This window comes from Halopolyspora algeriensis (assembly GCF_003337235.1).
Lineage (GTDB): Bacteria > Actinomycetota > Actinomycetes > Mycobacteriales > Pseudonocardiaceae > Haloactinomyces > Haloactinomyces algeriensis.
Genome location: NZ_QPJC01000004.1, coordinates 76,634 through 92,653 on the forward strand (window position 1 = coordinate 76,634; position 16,020 = coordinate 92,653).

At 68.7% G+C, this 16,020-nt stretch carries 14 protein-coding genes; 6 read left to right on the plus strand and 8 right to left on the minus strand.

The genetic code is table 11. The annotated features are described in order from the left end of the window. Positions 1–56 precede the first annotated feature (56 nt). Positions 57–212, plus strand: a complete 156-nt coding sequence (locus DFQ14_RS22020) for a hypothetical protein (RefSeq protein ID WP_170206293.1) — start codon at positions 57–59, stop codon at positions 210–212. A 119-nt stretch (positions 213–331) separates the two neighbouring features. Here DFQ14_RS22020 and DFQ14_RS08400 read toward each other — a convergent pair whose 3' ends face one another. From DFQ14_RS08400 to DFQ14_RS08410, 3 genes are all read right to left on the minus strand, one after another. Next, positions 332–748 (minus strand): DUF5313 family protein, encoded by a 417-nt coding sequence (locus tag DFQ14_RS08400; RefSeq protein WP_114452556.1) that lies wholly within the window; start codon positions 746–748, stop codon positions 332–334. Between the two features lie 135 nt (positions 749–883). Continuing rightward, on the minus strand, positions 884–2,002 hold the full coding sequence (locus DFQ14_RS08405) for a 5-methyltetrahydropteroyltriglutamate--homocysteine S-methyltransferase (RefSeq protein WP_114452557.1): 1,119 nt from the start codon (positions 2,000–2,002) through the stop codon (positions 884–886). Between the two features lie 36 nt (positions 2,003–2,038). Then, positions 2,039–3,403 (minus strand): MFS transporter, encoded by a 1,365-nt coding sequence (locus DFQ14_RS08410; protein ID WP_114452558.1) that lies wholly within the window; start codon positions 3,401–3,403, stop codon positions 2,039–2,041. A 308-nt stretch (positions 3,404–3,711) separates the two neighbouring features. Between DFQ14_RS08410 and DFQ14_RS08415 the strand changes: the two genes are divergently transcribed. Continuing rightward, positions 3,712–4,515: an IclR family transcriptional regulator gene (locus DFQ14_RS08415; protein ID WP_114452559.1), complete on the plus strand. Its 804-nt coding sequence runs from the start codon at positions 3,712–3,714 to the stop codon at positions 4,513–4,515. A 43-nt stretch (positions 4,516–4,558) separates the two neighbouring features. On the opposite strand, the gene DFQ14_RS08420 is transcribed toward DFQ14_RS08415, so the two are convergent. After that, on the minus strand, positions 4,559–6,631 hold the full coding sequence (locus tag DFQ14_RS08420) for a fatty acid desaturase (RefSeq protein WP_114452560.1): 2,073 nt from the start codon (positions 6,629–6,631) through the stop codon (positions 4,559–4,561). A gap of 108 nt (positions 6,632–6,739) precedes the next feature. Here DFQ14_RS08420 and DFQ14_RS08425 point away from each other — a divergent pair, with 108 nt between their 5' ends. Continuing rightward, on the plus strand, positions 6,740–7,387 hold the full coding sequence (locus tag DFQ14_RS08425; RefSeq protein WP_114452561.1) for a TetR/AcrR family transcriptional regulator: 648 nt from the start codon (positions 6,740–6,742) through the stop codon (positions 7,385–7,387). Positions 7,388–7,418: 31 nt separating this feature from the next. On the opposite strand, the gene DFQ14_RS08430 is transcribed toward DFQ14_RS08425, so the two are convergent. The 3 genes from DFQ14_RS08430 to DFQ14_RS08440 are packed head-to-tail and all read right to left on the minus strand — an operon-like array spanning position 7,419 to position 11,103. Beyond that, entirely contained in the window at positions 7,419–9,569 is a 2,151-nt protein-coding gene (locus DFQ14_RS08430) for a xanthine dehydrogenase family protein molybdopterin-binding subunit (RefSeq protein ID WP_114452562.1), read from the minus strand. 56 nt (positions 9,570–9,625) lie between these two features. Next, entirely contained in the window at positions 9,626–10,603 is a 978-nt protein-coding gene (locus tag DFQ14_RS08435; protein ID WP_114452563.1) for an FAD binding domain-containing protein, read from the minus strand. Beyond that, complete coding sequence (locus DFQ14_RS08440; RefSeq protein WP_114452564.1) at positions 10,600–11,103, minus strand: 2Fe-2S iron-sulfur cluster-binding protein; 504 nt, start codon at positions 11,101–11,103, stop codon at positions 10,600–10,602. The genes DFQ14_RS08435 and DFQ14_RS08440 overlap by 4 nt, the downstream gene beginning before the upstream one ends. Before the next feature lie 207 nt (positions 11,104–11,310). On the opposite strand from DFQ14_RS08440, the gene DFQ14_RS08445 reads away from it, so the two are divergent. The 3 genes from DFQ14_RS08445 to DFQ14_RS08455 all read left to right on the plus strand — a co-directional run bounded on the left by DFQ14_RS08445 (position 11,311) and on the right by DFQ14_RS08455 (position 15,078). Beyond that, a complete protein-coding gene (locus DFQ14_RS08445; RefSeq protein ID WP_114452565.1) occupies positions 11,311–11,829 on the plus strand; it encodes a mycothiol transferase in 519 nt (172 codons plus the stop codon). A 90-nt stretch (positions 11,830–11,919) separates the two neighbouring features. After that, positions 11,920–12,588 carry a YbhB/YbcL family Raf kinase inhibitor-like protein gene (locus DFQ14_RS08450; RefSeq protein WP_114452566.1) on the plus strand — a complete coding sequence of 223 codons (669 nt, stop codon included), beginning with the start codon at positions 11,920–11,922 and terminating at the stop codon, positions 12,586–12,588. 120 nt (positions 12,589–12,708) lie between these two features. Continuing rightward, a complete protein-coding gene (locus DFQ14_RS08455) occupies positions 12,709–15,078 on the plus strand; it encodes a lysylphosphatidylglycerol synthase transmembrane domain-containing protein (protein WP_114452567.1) in 2,370 nt (789 codons plus the stop codon). 23 nt (positions 15,079–15,101) lie between these two features. Here the strand turns inward: DFQ14_RS08455 and DFQ14_RS08460 are convergent, their stop codons facing one another. Continuing rightward, the gene (locus tag DFQ14_RS08460) at positions 15,102–15,944 is read right to left on the minus strand and encodes an SDR family oxidoreductase (RefSeq protein WP_114452568.1); all 843 of its coding nucleotides are present in this window, start codon (positions 15,942–15,944) and stop codon (positions 15,102–15,104) included. Between the last annotated feature and the right edge of the window lie 76 nt (positions 15,945–16,020).

Sequence of the window (16,020 nt, forward strand, 5' to 3'; positions counted from 1 at the left end):
TCGACAGCGCTGTCGCCACCCTGGCGGGCTGGCTGATCCACCTGCGCACCAGGGACGTGCGGGATCCCCGCGCCGCCGAACTCGTCCCGGCTGCGCAATCACCGGATCCGGTACGCCGGGTCATCGCGTCCCTCGATCCCGACCTGGCCGAGGACCGGGACCTGCTCGCCGCCGTGGAGAACTGTGCGCACTACCTGCAAGCAGATACCTGAGGGCTCGCAACGTGGTGGGGGCTGCTCCAACCACCCGACCACGCGCAGTCCTCGCCACTACTTCGTTGCCGGAGTGCGGGCCACATCGGTAGCGACGGGGCAGTCCCGCGAACTCCGGATCATTCGAGCGGCTGGTTGCGGTAGCGCGCGGCGTAGCGGGCGGCTTCCTCGGCGTGCAGTGCCTCGGCCGCTTCGGCGCGCTTCGCCTGCCCGGTACCGATCGGGTAGCCGTGCTTGGCCAGGCGGTGCTCATTGCTTTCCACCATGGACGACGTGGAATACAACAGCGCCATGAGCACCCCGCCGATCACCGCCATGGCAGTGATCCACAGCGGCCCGGGAAGCAGCAGCACCAGTAGCCCCGGGGAAATCTGCACGAAGATCCGGGCGATGTGCCGCCACGCCCAGGTGCGACACGTGACGTCGTGGAGGACCCACTCCCGGTAGCGTTGCGGAAGTCGTCCGCCGTAGGCATACCAGATCCACTGGATCGGGTTGGGGCGGTTGATGCTTCCGGTTTCGCTGTCACTGGGCATGGTCGTCACCTTGAGGCTGTGGAACCGAGTCCGTGTCCACGACGTGCCCGGGCACCGGCACGCCGTCCCCGCATACGATACCGGCGCGACCCCCCGACGAAGACGACCTGTTCCCGGGCCGGTGCCCTCGGCCGGTCAGCCCCAGACCTCCTCGGCGGTTTCGACGACGAGTTCCAGCTTCGCCCACTGCTGTTCCTGCGTCAGCGCGTTGCCTTCCACGGTGGAGGAGAACCCGCACTGCGGTGACAGGCAGAGCTGGTCGAGATCGACGAACCTGCTCGCCTCCTCGATGCGCCGCTTGAGCGTGTCCTTGCTCTCCAGCTCGCCGCTTTTGGTGGTGACCAGGCCGAGCACGACCTGCTTGCCCTTCGGCACGAAGCGCAGCGGCTCGAAACCGCCGGAACGCTCGTCGTCGAACTCCATGAAGAAGCCGTCCACCGCCAGCTCGTTGAACAGCACCTCCGCCACGAACTCGTAGCTGCCTTCGGCCACCCACGAGGACCGGAAATTGCCCCGGCACATGTGGGTGGTGATGTGCAGGCTCTCGGGCCGGTTCGCCAGCGCCGCGTTGATCTGCCGGATGTAGCGCTCGTGCTGGTGCTCGGCATCGTCGCCACGACCTGCGATGAGCTCGCGCTGCCGCGGGTCGTTGAGGTAGGCGAGGCTGGTGTCGTCGAGCTGCAGGTAGCGGCATCCCTGCTCGGCGATGCGGCGAATCTGTTCGGCATAGGCCGCGGTCAGGTCGGCCCAGAACTGTTCCTCGTCCGGATACACCTCGGGATCGATCTGGGCCCTGCCACCGCGGTAGTGCACCATGCTGGGCGAGGGAATGGTGAGCTTCGCCGTCGCGTCGGTGTTGTCCTGCAGGAAGCGGAAGTCGTCGGCGAAGATCGCCCTGTCCAGGGTGATCGTGTCGTTGACCCGCATCGCGGCGGGCGAGAAGTCCAGCGTTCCGTCGCTGTTGCGGAATTCCACGTGCATGTGTTCGTCGGACTGCGTGATCCCACCGAGCTGGTAGATGAAGTCCATGTGCCAGGAGCTGCGGCGGAATTCGCCGTCGGTGGCGCTGCGCAGGCCGATGTCGGCTTGCCGCTGCACCGTTTCGCGAATGGCCTTGTCCTCGGCGGTGTGCAGTTCTTCCGCGCCGATCAGTCCGGAGTCGTACTGCTGCCGGGCTTGCAGCAGGTACGGCGGCCGGAGCAGGCTGCCCACGTGATCGGCGCGGAAGGGAGGCGTGGTGCGGGATTCGGACATGGATACCACCTCACGGATTCATCGGGAAACTGCGGTTCACCGGGCCGGGGACTCCTCCATCGGTGGTGTGGCCGGATCCTGCGGAGCGGTGCCGTGGACACCGTCGGTACGCAACAGCAACAGCGCGGCCGCTGTCGCCAGGAATACCACGCTGACGGCGATGTAGAGGTGCTCCGGCGCCCAGTTGGCATCGAGCAGCACCCCGGCGATGGTCGGCGACAGGATCGCCCCGCCACGGCCGACCCCGATCGCGAAACCGACACCGGTCGTGCGAATCGAGGTGTCGTAGAGAGCGGGCGCGGTCGCATACAAACCGGCGACACAGCCGTTGACGAGCAACCCGACCAACGCACCGAGCACGAAGGCCACAGCCAGCATCGACGTCGAGGAGATGAACCCGACGAGCAGCACCGCGGTGACGACCAGGTAATTGATCAGTACGTTGCGCAGCCGGAATCGCGCCGCGAGCGCGCCGATCGCCGCCGCGCCGAAGATGCCGCCCAGGTTCAGCAGCATCCCGCCGGTAATGCCCTGCTTGGCGGAGAGACCGGCTTCGACCAGCAGCTTCGGCGTCCAGCTGGTGACGAAGTAGAAGCCGAACATCACGCAGAAGAAGGCCACCCACAACAGCACCGTGGAGCGCCGCAGGTGTGGCGCGAACAGTGCACCGACCTTGCCGCCCGGCCCTGCCGATTTCGCCGACGGAGGATCCGGAAGCCGGTCGAGGGTGGCCTGCCCGAGCTTGCGAGCCAGCACGTTGACCCGCTGCAACGCGCGCTGCGGCTGCTTCGTCAGCAGGAAGTCCAGCGATTCCGGCAACCAGAAGAACACCAGCGCGATCGCGACCGCGGTGGCGAGACCACCGAACAGGAACACCGAACGCCACCCGAACGAGGACAGCAGGACGATCGCGAACATGCCGCCCAACGTGGCGCCCAGCGCGTAACCGGTGGAATTGAGGCTCACGGCCAGGGCACGCCAACGTTTGGATGCGTACTCACTGGCAAGGACATTGCTGCAGGCCAGAATGCCACCGATACCGAGTCCCGTGAGCACGCGCAGCACCGCGAGCTGAACCGGCGACTGGCTCGCCGCGGACAGCAGCATGCCCGCGCTCGCGACCGCGAGACAGAGCATGATCAGCGGACGGCGTCCGATCCGATCGGCCCAGGGAGCGACGAACAGCGACCCACCTGCCATTCCGACCAGACCGGCGGACAGCAGCAACCCGAGCATCGTGCCGCTGAGGGTGAACTCCTGCGATACCGCGTCGGCGGTGAAAGCCATGACGAGCACGTCGAACCCGTCGAGCATGTTGAGCAGGATGCACACCACGACCGCCAGCCATTGGAATCGCTTCATCGGTCCCTCGTCGAGGGCGGTGCTCAGCGGGTGCTTCATCTCCGCTCACCCGGCCCGACTGCGACGGAGACAACGCACACGAGAGTGATCATGGAAATACGGTCCTTCTGCTCGATCGAATGCCGTGGTTCTTGCCCAGGATTTGCCGCAGTGTCGCGATGTCTCGATCACAACACCACCCGCGTTTTCAACAGTTGAAAGACTCAGTTTTTCGCCCCACCGGGCGCAGCGCGGGAAAATCGGCGCTCACCAGCACGTTCAAGAGCTGGTGCAGGATGTCGGTACGGGTTACCGTCCAGCGGACCCGAGAACACGACCGGTGCCTTGCGGCACGAAACGAGCCAGCCATGACCTCTCTCGAGCGAAGACCGGAAACGGGGCGGTCGGTGACCGCCAAGGTGCTCGCCCTGCTCGAATCCTTCACACCCGAAGCACCGGAAATGACGCTCAGTGAGCTGGCACGGCGTGCCGGGGTGTCGCTGCCCACCGCCCATCGTCGAGTGGCCGAACTGCTCGAGTGGGGCGCGCTGGAGCGCGGTCCCGACGGTCGCTACCGCATCGGGCTGCGCCTGTGGGAACTCGGCTCCCTCGCCCCGCGCGGACTGGGACTGCGCGAGGCGGCCATGCCGTTCCTGGAGGATCTCTACGAGTTCACCCGGGAAAACGTCCAGCTCGCCGTCCGGGAAGACACCGAGGTCGTGTTCGTCGAACGCATCTCCGGGCACCGCGCCGTGCCCGTGTGGACCCGCGTCGGCGGCCGGTTCGCCCTGCACGCCACCGGAGTCGGGCTGGTCCTGCTCGCCCACGCTCCCGTCGAGATCCAGCAGGAACTGCTCGAAACGCCGCTGGAACGCTACTCGTCCCGGACCATTACGGATCCGGGCACGCTCCGGGCGAAGCTGGCCGACATCCGGCACAGCGGTTTCGCCGTCAGTGACGGCCAGGTCACCACCGACGCTCTCTCGGTGGCCGCACCGGTGACGGACCAGGACGGTACCGTGATCGCCGCGGTCTCCCTCGTGGTTCGCGCCGACGGTGCCCAACCGGCGATGCTCGCCCCGGTTGTGCAGTCCGCAGCGCGGTCGATCACCCGTTCGCTGTATGTTCCCCGCCCCACGCCGGACGACTCCGCCCGGCGCATCCCGTCCTGATGCCGCGCCGCACGTACAGCACGCTGTCCCCGCAAAAGAGGCTTCAACGGTCGTAGTCGATCTCGATACGGCTGCTGGTGGGACGCGACTGGCAGGTCAGCACCCAGCCGTTGTCGATGTCCTGCTCCGACAGCACGTGGTTCTGCTCCATGTGGACGGTTCCACTCCGCAGGGTCGCGCGGCAGGTGGCACAGGCGCCACCGGTGCACGAGTACGGGGCGTCGATACCGGCACGCAGCCCGGCCTCCAGCAGCGATTCGCCGGCCTCGGCGGCCACGTGCGTCCGCTCGCCGTCCAGCGTGACGGTCACGGTGGCGGGCACGACCTCCTCGAGCCCGTCCACCGCGGCCTGCCCCGTCGCAGCGGTGAACAGCTCCCTGTGAACGCGCTCGGCGGGCACACGATGTGCATCGAGAACCTCGCGTGCCTGATCGACGAGCCCGGCAGGTCCACAGAGGAACCATTCGTCGGCGCCGGCCAGGCCGGGCTGTCTGCCCAGCTGAGCGCGAAGCCGGTCGGCATCGAGACGTGCCGGAATGGTGTGCTCGTGGCTACCTGCGGCATCGTTGCTCGCCTCGCTCACGCGGGAGTGGAAGTGCAGGATCCGTAGTCTGCCTTCGAACTGCCGCACCAACATGGTCAATTCGTCGGCGAACATCGTCGAGTCGGCGTCACGATTGGCATAGAGCAGCGTGGCACGGCTGTCGGGTTCGGCATCGAGCGTGCTCGCCAGGATGGAGATCACGGGGGTGATGCCGCTTCCCGCGGCGATCGCCGCGATGTGGCGGCCGGCGGTCGGCTGCGGGAGAAGAGTGAATGGACCACTCGGTGGCAGGACGTCGAGTTCGTCGCCGGGTTGCAACCGGGTGTTGGCGTACTCGGAGAAGATTCCGCCGTCGACCTGCTTGACGGCGATGCGCAGGACACCCGAGTCCGCCGCAGCGCAGATCGAGTAGGTGCGCCGTACCTCCTGCCCGTCGATCTCGGTGCGCACGGCCACGTGCTGGCCCGGGGTGAATCGGAAGGTGTCACGCAGCCGGTCGGGCACGTCGAAGGTCACCGAGACCGCCTGCGGCGTGAGTCGCCGGACCTCGGCCACCCGCAACCGGTGGAACCGCACGCGAGCGCGTCCGTCCTCCGGTTCGGAAACCTCATCGTGGTCGAAGGATTCGGTGATGCGCCGCCACGCGCGGTATTCCGAGGGACTGAGCTCGCGGCCCCAGGCGGTGGCGATGGGCACGTTGCGGTCGAGATAGTCCTGCTCGGTGCGCTGCCACGCCTGCACGTAGCGGTAGAACGGGATGGTCGGGTGGATGTGGTGGACCAGGTGGTAGTTCTGGTAGAACATCAGCGGATTGAACAGCCACTCCCATCCGACGCGCACCCGGGTGGCGCGGAAGCGGTTGTTCCTGGCGGTCACCCCCAGGTCGTGGTGAGGAAGCCAGTCGAACCACCAGGCCAGCACTCCCAGCCCGATCCGCTGCGGAATCAGGTAGATCACCGCCAGTTCCCACAGGTGGCCGGTGACCACCGCGGCGATCGTTCCCGCGACGACCGCGGTGAGCACGGCGGCGTCCTCGGCGAGCTCACCGCGGGGCCTGCGTGGCAGCCGAGGAAGGTAGAAACGCAGGTACCAGGCGTCCATGGTGATCCACCGCAGCGGCAGCTGCCAGGCCGGTCCGTGCTCGCTCCAGGCATCGGGGTCGGTGTGGATGTCCTCGTTGGTGTTGCGGTGATGCTCGATGTGGATGTAGCGCAGCATCGGGAAAGCGCCCCATGCGGCCACGAACGGCATCGACAGCCGTCCGAGGAGTTGGTTGACCCAGCGCCACCGGCCCGCCGCGTGGTGGATCGACTCGTGCAGCACCGTGAACATCGCGAACGTGACCAGCGCGTGCAGCGGGATCGACAGCAACAGCCACCACCGGCCGAACCCGCCGAGCACGAGCCACGTGGCCAGTGCCCAGAGCCCCGCCGTGGCGACAAACAGCACCACCGTCGGCACCGCCGCCCGCGGGAGCGCGATTCCGGGATTCGGCACACCGCGTCGCACCGCCTGTGCCTCCGCCTCACTGAGCACCGGACCCGCTGCCGTGCCTTCCTCGGCGATCGACATCAACACTCCTGTGGTTTACATATACAGTGATGATGACAGCAGTACAGACAAATCAAAGAAATATGTCAACAACGGATCCGCGATCGGCACTGCTGTACACTCCCCGACATGGGGACGCCGAACTTCCACGCCGAGGTCCGTACCCTGCTGCGAGACCGTCTCCTCGACGCCGCTACCGACATCACCTGTGCCGAGGGCTGGGACAGCGTCACCATGTCCCGGATCGCCGAACGGGTGGGGGTGAGCAGGCAGAGCGTGTACAAGCAGATCGGCTCCAAGGACAGGCTCGCCGAAGCCGTCGTCACCCGGGAAACCGACCGGTTCCTTGCCGGGGTGTCCGACCATCTGCACGCACACGGCAGCGACGCCGAGTCGGGCATCACCGCAGCCGTGGAGTACACCCTGCGCACCGGGGCCGACAATCCGCTGATCAAAGCGATCGTTTCCGCTCCACAGGGGACCACCGACGGGCTGTTGCCCTTGCTGACCGCACGGCCCGAACCCGTGCTCCAACGCGCCGTCGAGGCGGTCCTCGCCGACACCCGCGCCCTCTACACCGATATCGAGCCGGCCCCTGGAGAACTCGATGCGCTCATCGACGCGGTCGTTCGTCTCACGCTCAGCCACCTCACCCAACCTCACGGGTCGATCGAGCACGCCGTCGACCGGATCCGCTGGCTCACCCGGCGGGTACTGGCCGCGACGCACAACACCGCTTCGGAAGCCGACTCCCGGACGAGCACGTCCGAGCACTGAGCCCGCGCCAGGTGCCGGTGGGAACCGGCTTTCAGCGCAGGAACTTCTCCGGAGTCAGCGGCAGGTCCCGCACGCGGACGCCGGTGGCGTGGTACGCGGCGTTGCCGACGGCCGCAGCGGCTCCGACGATGCCGATCTCGCCGATCCCCTTGGTTCCCATCGGGTTGACGTGCGGATCGTGTTCGTCGATCCAGGCCGCCTCGATCGAGTCCACATCGGCGTGCGCGGCGATGTGGTAGCCCGCGAAGTCGTGGTTGACCACGTGCCCGAAGCGGGAGTCCAGCACGCTGTGCTCGTGCAGCGCCATGGACAACCCCATGGTCATCCCCCCGATGAGCTGCGACCGGGCCGTGCGCGCGTTGACGATCCGCCCGGCGGCGAACACACCGAGCATCCTCGGCACCCGGATCTCGCCGGTGTCGGCATGGACCCGCACCTCGGCGAACTGCGCTCCGAAAGCGTGCATGGAAAAGCGCTCGGCATCCGGGTTCGGCTGTGTCGCCCCCTCGGCTTCGGCTCCCTCCGGGGGCTGTGTGCCGTACTGGTCACGGAAGGAGGTCGCGGCCTGCACGATCGCCGAGCCCCACGAGGTGATGCCCGTCGAGCCTCCGGCCACGGTGGCCGTGGGGAACTCGGTGCTGCCGATGTGCGGATCGACCACCTCGAACGGGACCTCCAGCGCCTCGGCGGCGATCTGAGCCAGCGCGGTCCATGCGCCGGTGCCGAGGTCGGCCGCGCCGATGAACACCGCATACCGCCCGCCCTCGTAGCGGATCCGCGCCGACGATCCCGGAAAAACGTGGGTCGGATACGTCGAGGCGGCCACACCGGTGCCCACCAGCCAATCGCCCTCCCGCCGGACACCGGCGGCGGGATCGCGCCGCTGCCAGTCGAACCGGCGGGCCCCCTCCCGCAGGCACGCGACCAGGTTGCGGCTGGAAAAGGGCTTTCCGGACAGGGGGTCGAGCTCGGGTTCGTTGCGGATGCGGAACTCGACGGGATCCACCCCGCAGGCCTGGGCCATCTCGTCCATCGCCGTTTCCAGGACGTGCATGCCCGGGCAGTGGCCGGGGGCGCGCATCCACGACGTCACCGGCACGTCCCGCGGCACCAACCGCTGGGTGATGCGGCGATTCGGTGCCGCGTACATGATTCCCGACGCGGTGGAGCTGCCTTCCGAGAACTCCTTGATCCGCGCGGTGTGCTCCAAGGCGTCGTGGCCGATCGCCGACAGACGTCCTCGGTCATCGGCGGCCAGCCGGATCCGCTGGCTCGTGGGCGTGCGGTGGCCGGTCAGCGCGAACATCTGCTGCCGGGTCACCGCGAACTTCACCGGCCTGCCACCACTGCGCTGAGCAGCCAGCGCCGTGAGCACGAGCGGCGCGTGCGGCAACCCCTTCGAGCCGAAACCTCCCCCGACGTGCGGGGCGAACACCTGCACCTGCTCGGGGTCGAGACCGAACACCGGGGCCACGACGCTGCGCACCGAATAGACCCCTTGCGTGGATTCGTGCAAGGTCAGCCCGTCGGCGGTCCACTGCGCGATGGTCGTGTGCGGCTCCATCGGATTGTTGTGCTGCATCGGCGTCGTATACGTCCGGTCCAGTACGACCGCCGCCGAGGCCATCGCCGCTTCGAGGTCACCGTGGTCGGTGCGCGCGGCCGGCGTGCCGCCCTCGGGGCCGAGTTCGACCTCGTGCGGCTGCTCGCCGTAGCCGACCCGGACCAGATCCGCCGCGTGGCGCGCACTCTCCGGCGTCTCGGCCACCACGGCGGCGACGAACTGGCCGCGGAAGGCGACGGCGTCGGACTGCAACACCGCCAGTTCGGCGTCCTCGGTATCGGCCAAGCGGGGTGCGTTGGTGTGGGTGAGCACCGCCAGCACCCCCGGCACCGCCTCCGCCGCGCCGGTGTCGATGCTCGTGACCCGCCCACGCGCGATCGTGGCCTGCACCGGATGCAGGTAGGCCGGTTCCTCGACCGGGTGCTCGTAGGCATACGGTGCGGTCCCGGTCACCTTGGCGGGACCGTCGAGGCGCTCCCGGGATGCACCGAGCCGCTCCGGGGCCACCTCGGCCGGGGCCGTCTCGGCCGGTGCCACTGCCGCCAGGCTCGTGCCACCGGTCTCCACGGCGGCCGCTTCGGTGCCGAATGCCGGACTGTTGCGTGGGGACACGCGCATCGGGACTTCTCCTCGTTCGTCGCTGCCGTGGCGGGCAGAGCGCATCGGGCAGTGGCCTACGCCAGGTCGCGAAGCACCGACACCAGCGTGTTGCGGCTCATCGGCACCTTGAACGCGTTGTCCGCCAACGGGGTCGCCTCGGCCAGCTCGGCCTCGGCGGCGGCGCGGAACGCCTCCTCCGTGGCCGGTGCTCCGCGCAAGGTCTCCTCGGCACGGGCGGCGCGCCAGGGCTTGTGCGCCAGCCCGCCGAAGGCGATCCGCGCCTGCCGGACCGTGCCGTCGGCGACGTCCAGGGCCGCGGCCACCGACACCAGTGCGAACGCGTAGGAGGCCCGGTCGCGGACCTTGCGGTAGGTCGATCGGGTCGCCATCGCGAGCTCGGGCAGGTCCACCGCGGTGATCAGGTCCGCCTGCCCGAGCACGGTGTCGCGTTCCGGCTCGTCGCCCGGCAGCCGGTGCAACTCGGCCACCGGAATTTTCCGGGAGCCGTCCGGGCCCTGCACCTGCACGGTCGCATCCAGCATCGCCAGGGCCACGGCCATGTCGGACGGGTGGGTGGCCACGCACGCCTGTGAGGCGCCCAGGATCGCGTGCTGGCGGGTGTATCCCCCGCGGGCCGAGCATCCCGAGCCCGGCTCGCGCTTGTTGCAGGGCGTGGTCACGTCCTGGAAATACACGCACCGGGTGCGCTGCAGCAGATTTCCACCGGTGGTGGCGAGATTGCGCAGTTGTCCGGACGCTCCCGCCAGCAGCGCCTGCGACAGCACCGGATACTGTTCCCGGATCAGCGGGTGCGCGGCCAGGTCACTGTTCGGCACCGCGCTTCCGATGCGCACCCCACCGCCGGGCAGTGGCTCGACCGTGTCGTAGGGCAGCCGGCTGACATCGACCAGCATCTCGGGTTCGGACACGCCGAGCTTCATGCGGTCGACGAGGTTGGTCCCCCCGCCCAGAAATGTCGCGCCGGGATGTCCGTGGACGAGGTCGACCGCCGCCTCGGCGTCGGTGGCTCGCCGGTAGTCGAAGGGGATCACCGAACATTCTCCCGGATCGCGGCGACGATGTTCGAATATGCCCCGCATCGGCACAGGTTGCCGCTCATCCGTTCCCGGATCTCGGCCTCGTCGAGTTCGACCGGAGCGGTGAGGTCGTCGGTGACCGCACTCGGCCAGCCGGCTTCGGCCTCGGCGAGCATGCCCACCGCCGAGCAAACCTGTCCGGGCGTGCAGTATCCGCACTGGAATCCGTCGTGGTCGAGGAAGGATCGCTGCATCGGGTGCAGTTCCCGACCGTCGGCCATGCCCTCGGCGGTGGTGATCTCGGCGCCGTCGTGGGCGACCGCCAAACTCAGGCAGGTCGTCACGCGGCGGCCGTCGACCAGCACCGTGCAGGCACCGCACTGACCGTGGTCGCAGCCCTTCTTCGGGGACGTCGCGCCGAGATGCTCGCGGAGCGCGTCGAGCACCGTTGTCCGGGTGTCCACCGACAGCGACCGTCGCGTGCCGTCCACCGTCAGAGCGATCTCCGCCTCCATGCGCCTCCCTCACTCACCGCATGTCCGTACCGCAGGTTCTGCGACCCGACTGCCCCGCCGGACGCTCCATCCGATCATGCCCGCAACGCGCCCCGGCCACAACGCGCCGCGCCACGGCCCTGCCGGATACCGGCAGCGGCCTTACAGTGACGACAGCGTCCGCAGCGGCAAGCTGTCCCCACCTCCTCCGCGAAAGGAGCAAGCCGGATGACCAGCGCTGAGGTGCTCGTCGACGCGTTCGGCCGAGTCCGGGAAGCCACCCACGAGGCGGTCGAGGGTCTCGACCCGGAGCAGCTGGCATTTCGGGCCGACCCCGAGGCGAACTCCATCGGCTGGCTGGTCTGGCACCTGACCCGGGTCCAGGACGATCACATCGCCGACGCCGCTCGGTTCGAGCAGGTCTGGACCGCACAGGGCTGGGTGGACCGGTTCGGGTTGCCGCTCGACCGACTGGACACCGGGTTCGGCCACACCACCGAGGACGTCGCAGCGGTGCGGGTGTCCTCCGGGAAGCTGCTGACCGACTACCACGACGCCGTCCACGAGCAGACGATCCGCTACGTGCAGCAGCTCACCGACGCCGACCTCCCGCGGATCGTGGATCCGTCCTGGGATCCGCCGACCTCGCTCGGAGTGCGACTGGTCAGTGTGGTCGCCGATGGCCTGCAGCATGCGGGACAGGCGGCCTTCGTCCGCGGCATCCTCCAACGCAACCACGCGCGGTGAGTTTCGGACGTCACCGATCCGGTTAATCCCGTGAGTCCGAGCAGGATCACGTCAAGTTATCCAGGCCGGCCCCGAGATGAGGTGGTACCGATGCCGGAACCCGGCAGCCACAAGTACGACATCAAGCGGGCACGCTTGCGCAACGACTACGAAAAGCACGGCGTGCCCGATCAGCACGCGGACGAGGCGGCCAACGAGCAGCTCCAGCAGGACAACCCGCTGCCGACGGATCCCCGGACCGGCGAACCGGCAGGCAGGCGTCCCGCGGGCTCACCCGGCGCGCAGGGCGTGGAACGGGACATCGAGGGTGGGGGGATCCAGCTGCGGAGCAGCACGTTCAACGACCACACCCTTCTTCCGCTGCGATGCAGCCGGGACGGCGAGAATGTCTCCCCGGCACTGGACTGGGAGGGGATCCCGGACGGTACGCAGGAGATCGCGCTGCTGTGTGAGGATCCGGACGCGCCGAGCGGCTCCTTCGTGCACTGGCTGGTGTCCAGGATCCCGCCGTCGACCACCGGCCTGGCCGAAGGGCAGCTCCCGGAAGGGGCCATACAGTCCCGCAACGGGTTCGGGGAATCCGGATGGGGCGGACCGCACCCTCCGGTCGGAGACGACTCGCACCGCTACTTCTTCCGGATCTACGCCTCCGGCGAGCCATTGAATCTCGACGCGGAATCCACCCCTGACGACCTGCGTCGGGCTCTCTCCGGCTCCGAGCTGGCCCGCGGCACCATCGTCGGACTCTACGAGCGGTGAGCCTCTGCGTTCGCAGAGCATCGTCCCGGACGATGTCGGTGCGGGTGATTTCGGCCCCTCGTCGGCCGGGGAGACAATGGGCCGCATCCGCCTGCCGAACGGTCAGGAGTTCATGGAGCAGTGCACAGCACCAGCGGATCGACAAGCACAGGAAAGGGTTCCCCGGATCCCCGATGGCGATTGTCCATCGGCCGCCATCCCCGTGACCTGATCCGTCTCCTCGTCGCGGGAGGGCTGCTGGCCGCCAGTGTGCTGCTGGCCCTGGTGCCCGCGAATCCGGTCGAAATCGCGATCTTTCAACAGCTGGCCAGAATCCCCGCGGTGTCGGACCCGGTGTGGGTCGCGCTGACCTGGTGCGGCTCCTGGGCAGGCATTACCGCGGTCACCGCGACCGCCTTGTACCTCAAGCGGATCCGGCTCGGGCTGCTGTGCGCCTCCGCGGGCGGTGTGACGTGGGGGCTCGCCAAGGGGCTGCACTGGCTGCTGGGCCCTCGCCCGGTCCCGGAGCGGATCCTGCCCGAGCCCACCGACGAAGTCTTCTTCCCCGCCACGAGTGTGGCCGTGGTGACCGTGCTCACCGTGGTGCTCGTGCCGTATCTCGGCAATCGGGTGCGCCTCGCCGGCTGGCCCCTGATCGCGCTGGTTGCCGCGGCGGAGGTTCACCTGGGCCATCACCTGCCGTGGGGGGTGGTGTCGGGCACCCTGCTCGGCTGGGGCGTGGGCACGCTGTTCCACCTCCTCTGGGGCGCTCCCGGGCACAAGGTCTCCGAGGAGACCGTCCGCCACGAGCTGGAGCTGTCCGGCTTCGGCCCGGTCTCGGTCACAGCGCTGACATACCGGTTGCTGGAGCCACGACAATTCTCCGTGAACACCGAGAACGGGGAAACGTTCCGGGTGAAAGTGGTCCGCAGGCTGCAGCGGCGTGCCGGAGTCCTGTACAGGATCAGGCGGGCGCTCGCGGTGCTGGACGTGCCGGAGGAACCGCGGTTGTCGAGTGCTCACCACGAGGTCGAGCACGAGGCCTACGTCACGTTGCTCGCCGAGCGGGCCGGGGTGCGCACTCCCGCGATCGTGCTGGCCTCCGACGTCAAGCACGCACCGCCGCTGCTGGTGCACCGGCAGATCGACGGGCGTCGGCTGACGCAGCTGCCGGACGGCGAACTCGACGACGAGTTGCTGGAGGCGATCTGGCACCAGGTCGCGCTGTTGGCGGAGGCGGGTATCGCCCACCACGATTTGCGGGCCAAGAACATCCTCGTCGACGCCGAGCGCAGGCCCTGGCTGCTCAGCTTCACGTTCGGCCAGGCCGGTGCGGGTGCGACGCGGCTCGCCCAGGACCTCGCCGAGGCGCTGGTCTCGCTGGCCGCGGTGGCAGGCACCGATCGCACGGTGACCACCGCGATGCGGGCGCTGCCGATCGACCGGCTCGAGGCGGCACTGGTGAACCTGCGCCCCCTGGCGCTGCCCCGGCGGGTCCTGGCACAGCCCGCCACGAACCGATACCTGCTCGCCGAGTTGCGCGAGACTCTCGCCGACCGCATCCGGTGTCCGATTCCGGGATTTCGCTCTCCCGTGCGTCCGGCCACCCTGGTGGGTCTGCTCCTCACCGGGGCAGCCGTCTACCTGCTGTTGCCCCGGCTGTCGGACATGAGCGGTGTGCTGGAGGAACTGCGCCGTGCCCATTGGGGTTGGCTCGCGGCGGCGGTGGCCACCGGGATCCTGGCGATCCCGATGTCGGCGCTTTCCCTGCTCGGTTCCAGCCGGACTCCCCTGCCGTTCTGGCGCACGACCGCGGTGCAGGTGGCCGCCGCGTTCACCGGGCGCACCACACCGGGCGGGGCGGGTTTTTTCGGCATCAATCTCATCTACATCGAGCGCCTGGGTCTGCGCCGCTCGTCGGCGGTCGGGATCACGGTGCTGAACCAGGCGGGCACGGGTGCTGTGGCGGTACTTTTCAGTGTCATCGGCGTCTTCGTGACCGGGTCCTCCGGTGTGCCGCGCAACCTGTCGATCCCGACCGGATGGCCGGTCGTGCTGGCGGCGGCAGGCATCCTGGTCCTCATCGGTGTCCTCGTCGCCTCACCGTTCGGGCGCCGCCGGATCGTCCAGCCGTCGCGGGAAGTCGCCCGCGAGTTGCTCGACACGCTGCGTCACCCGGTTCGTGCCGCACAACTGTTCGGGGGTGCTCTCGGCTACCTGCTGATCTCCGGGTTCGGTCTCGTCGCCAGCCTGGCCGCCTTCCACCCGGACTTCTCGGTGGCCGCCGTGCTCACCGTGTTCGTCATCGGCAACACGATCGGCCATCTCGTACCCTCGCCCGGAGGCCTCGGCGCGGTGGAGGCCGCGATGATCGGGGGGCTCGGCGCAGTGGGAATCGCACCGGCCACCTCGGTGACGGCCGTGCTCGTCTCCCGGCTGCTGACCTACTGGCTACCGGTCCTTCCCGGAATCGCCATGTTCCGCTATCTGCAGCACCACGAGATCATCTGAGCGTGTGGTCTGCGCGCAGCACTTCAGGGCCTGCGCCAATCATTGCCGGACATGTGCGAACCGGCCTGAGGTCCCATGTTGAGCATCCCCCCGTCCACGACCACGGACGAGCCGGTGATGTATCCGGCCGCGGGGGTGACCAGGAACGCCACCGCGGCCGCGGCTTCCTCGGCATGGCCCGGCCGACCCAGCGGTATTCCCGGGCGATCCTGCGACGCCGGGTCCTGCTCGTGTTGCCCGGTCATCGGTGTGGAGATCTCGCCCGGAGCCACCGCGTTGACGGTGATGCCGTGCTCGGCCAGTTCCAGGGCGAGCACCTTGGTCAGCATGCCCAGGCCGGCTTTGGCCGCGCAGTACGGGGCCGCGCCCACGCGAGGAGCGTGCTCGTGCACGCTCGTGATGTTGATGATGCGCCCGCCTCGCCCCCCTTGGATCATGTGGTGGATGGCGCGTTGCGTGCAGGCGAAGGCGCCGTCGAGATCGATGGAGAGCACGTGGCGCCAGGTGTCGAAGTCCATGTCCGTCACCATCCCGGCACTTCCCGACCCGGCGTTGTTGACCAGCACGTCGAGACCACCGAGCTCGTCGGCGAGCTCGTCGACGACACTGGCCGAGGTCGGAATGTCGGTGAGGTCGTGTCGACGCACGGCGCAGCCGGCGCTCTGCTCCCGGATCTCTCGGGCGGTGCGGTCCGCGCCCTGCTGATCCTCGTGGTAGGTGATGCCGACGTCGACTCCGCCGCCCGCCAGCGCCACGGCGATGGACCGCCCGATCCCGGAATCGGCCCCCGTGACGACAGCGGTACGGGCTCCCTCGTGCTCGGGCCTGCGCTGCGTCAGGGGATCCCCCTCGTGCCTTTCCGTCATGCCCGGTGGCTACCCCGCTGTCCGGGCGCCCATGCGGCCGACCGACAAGACCCGGTGCTCTCCGAACGTGTCCCGA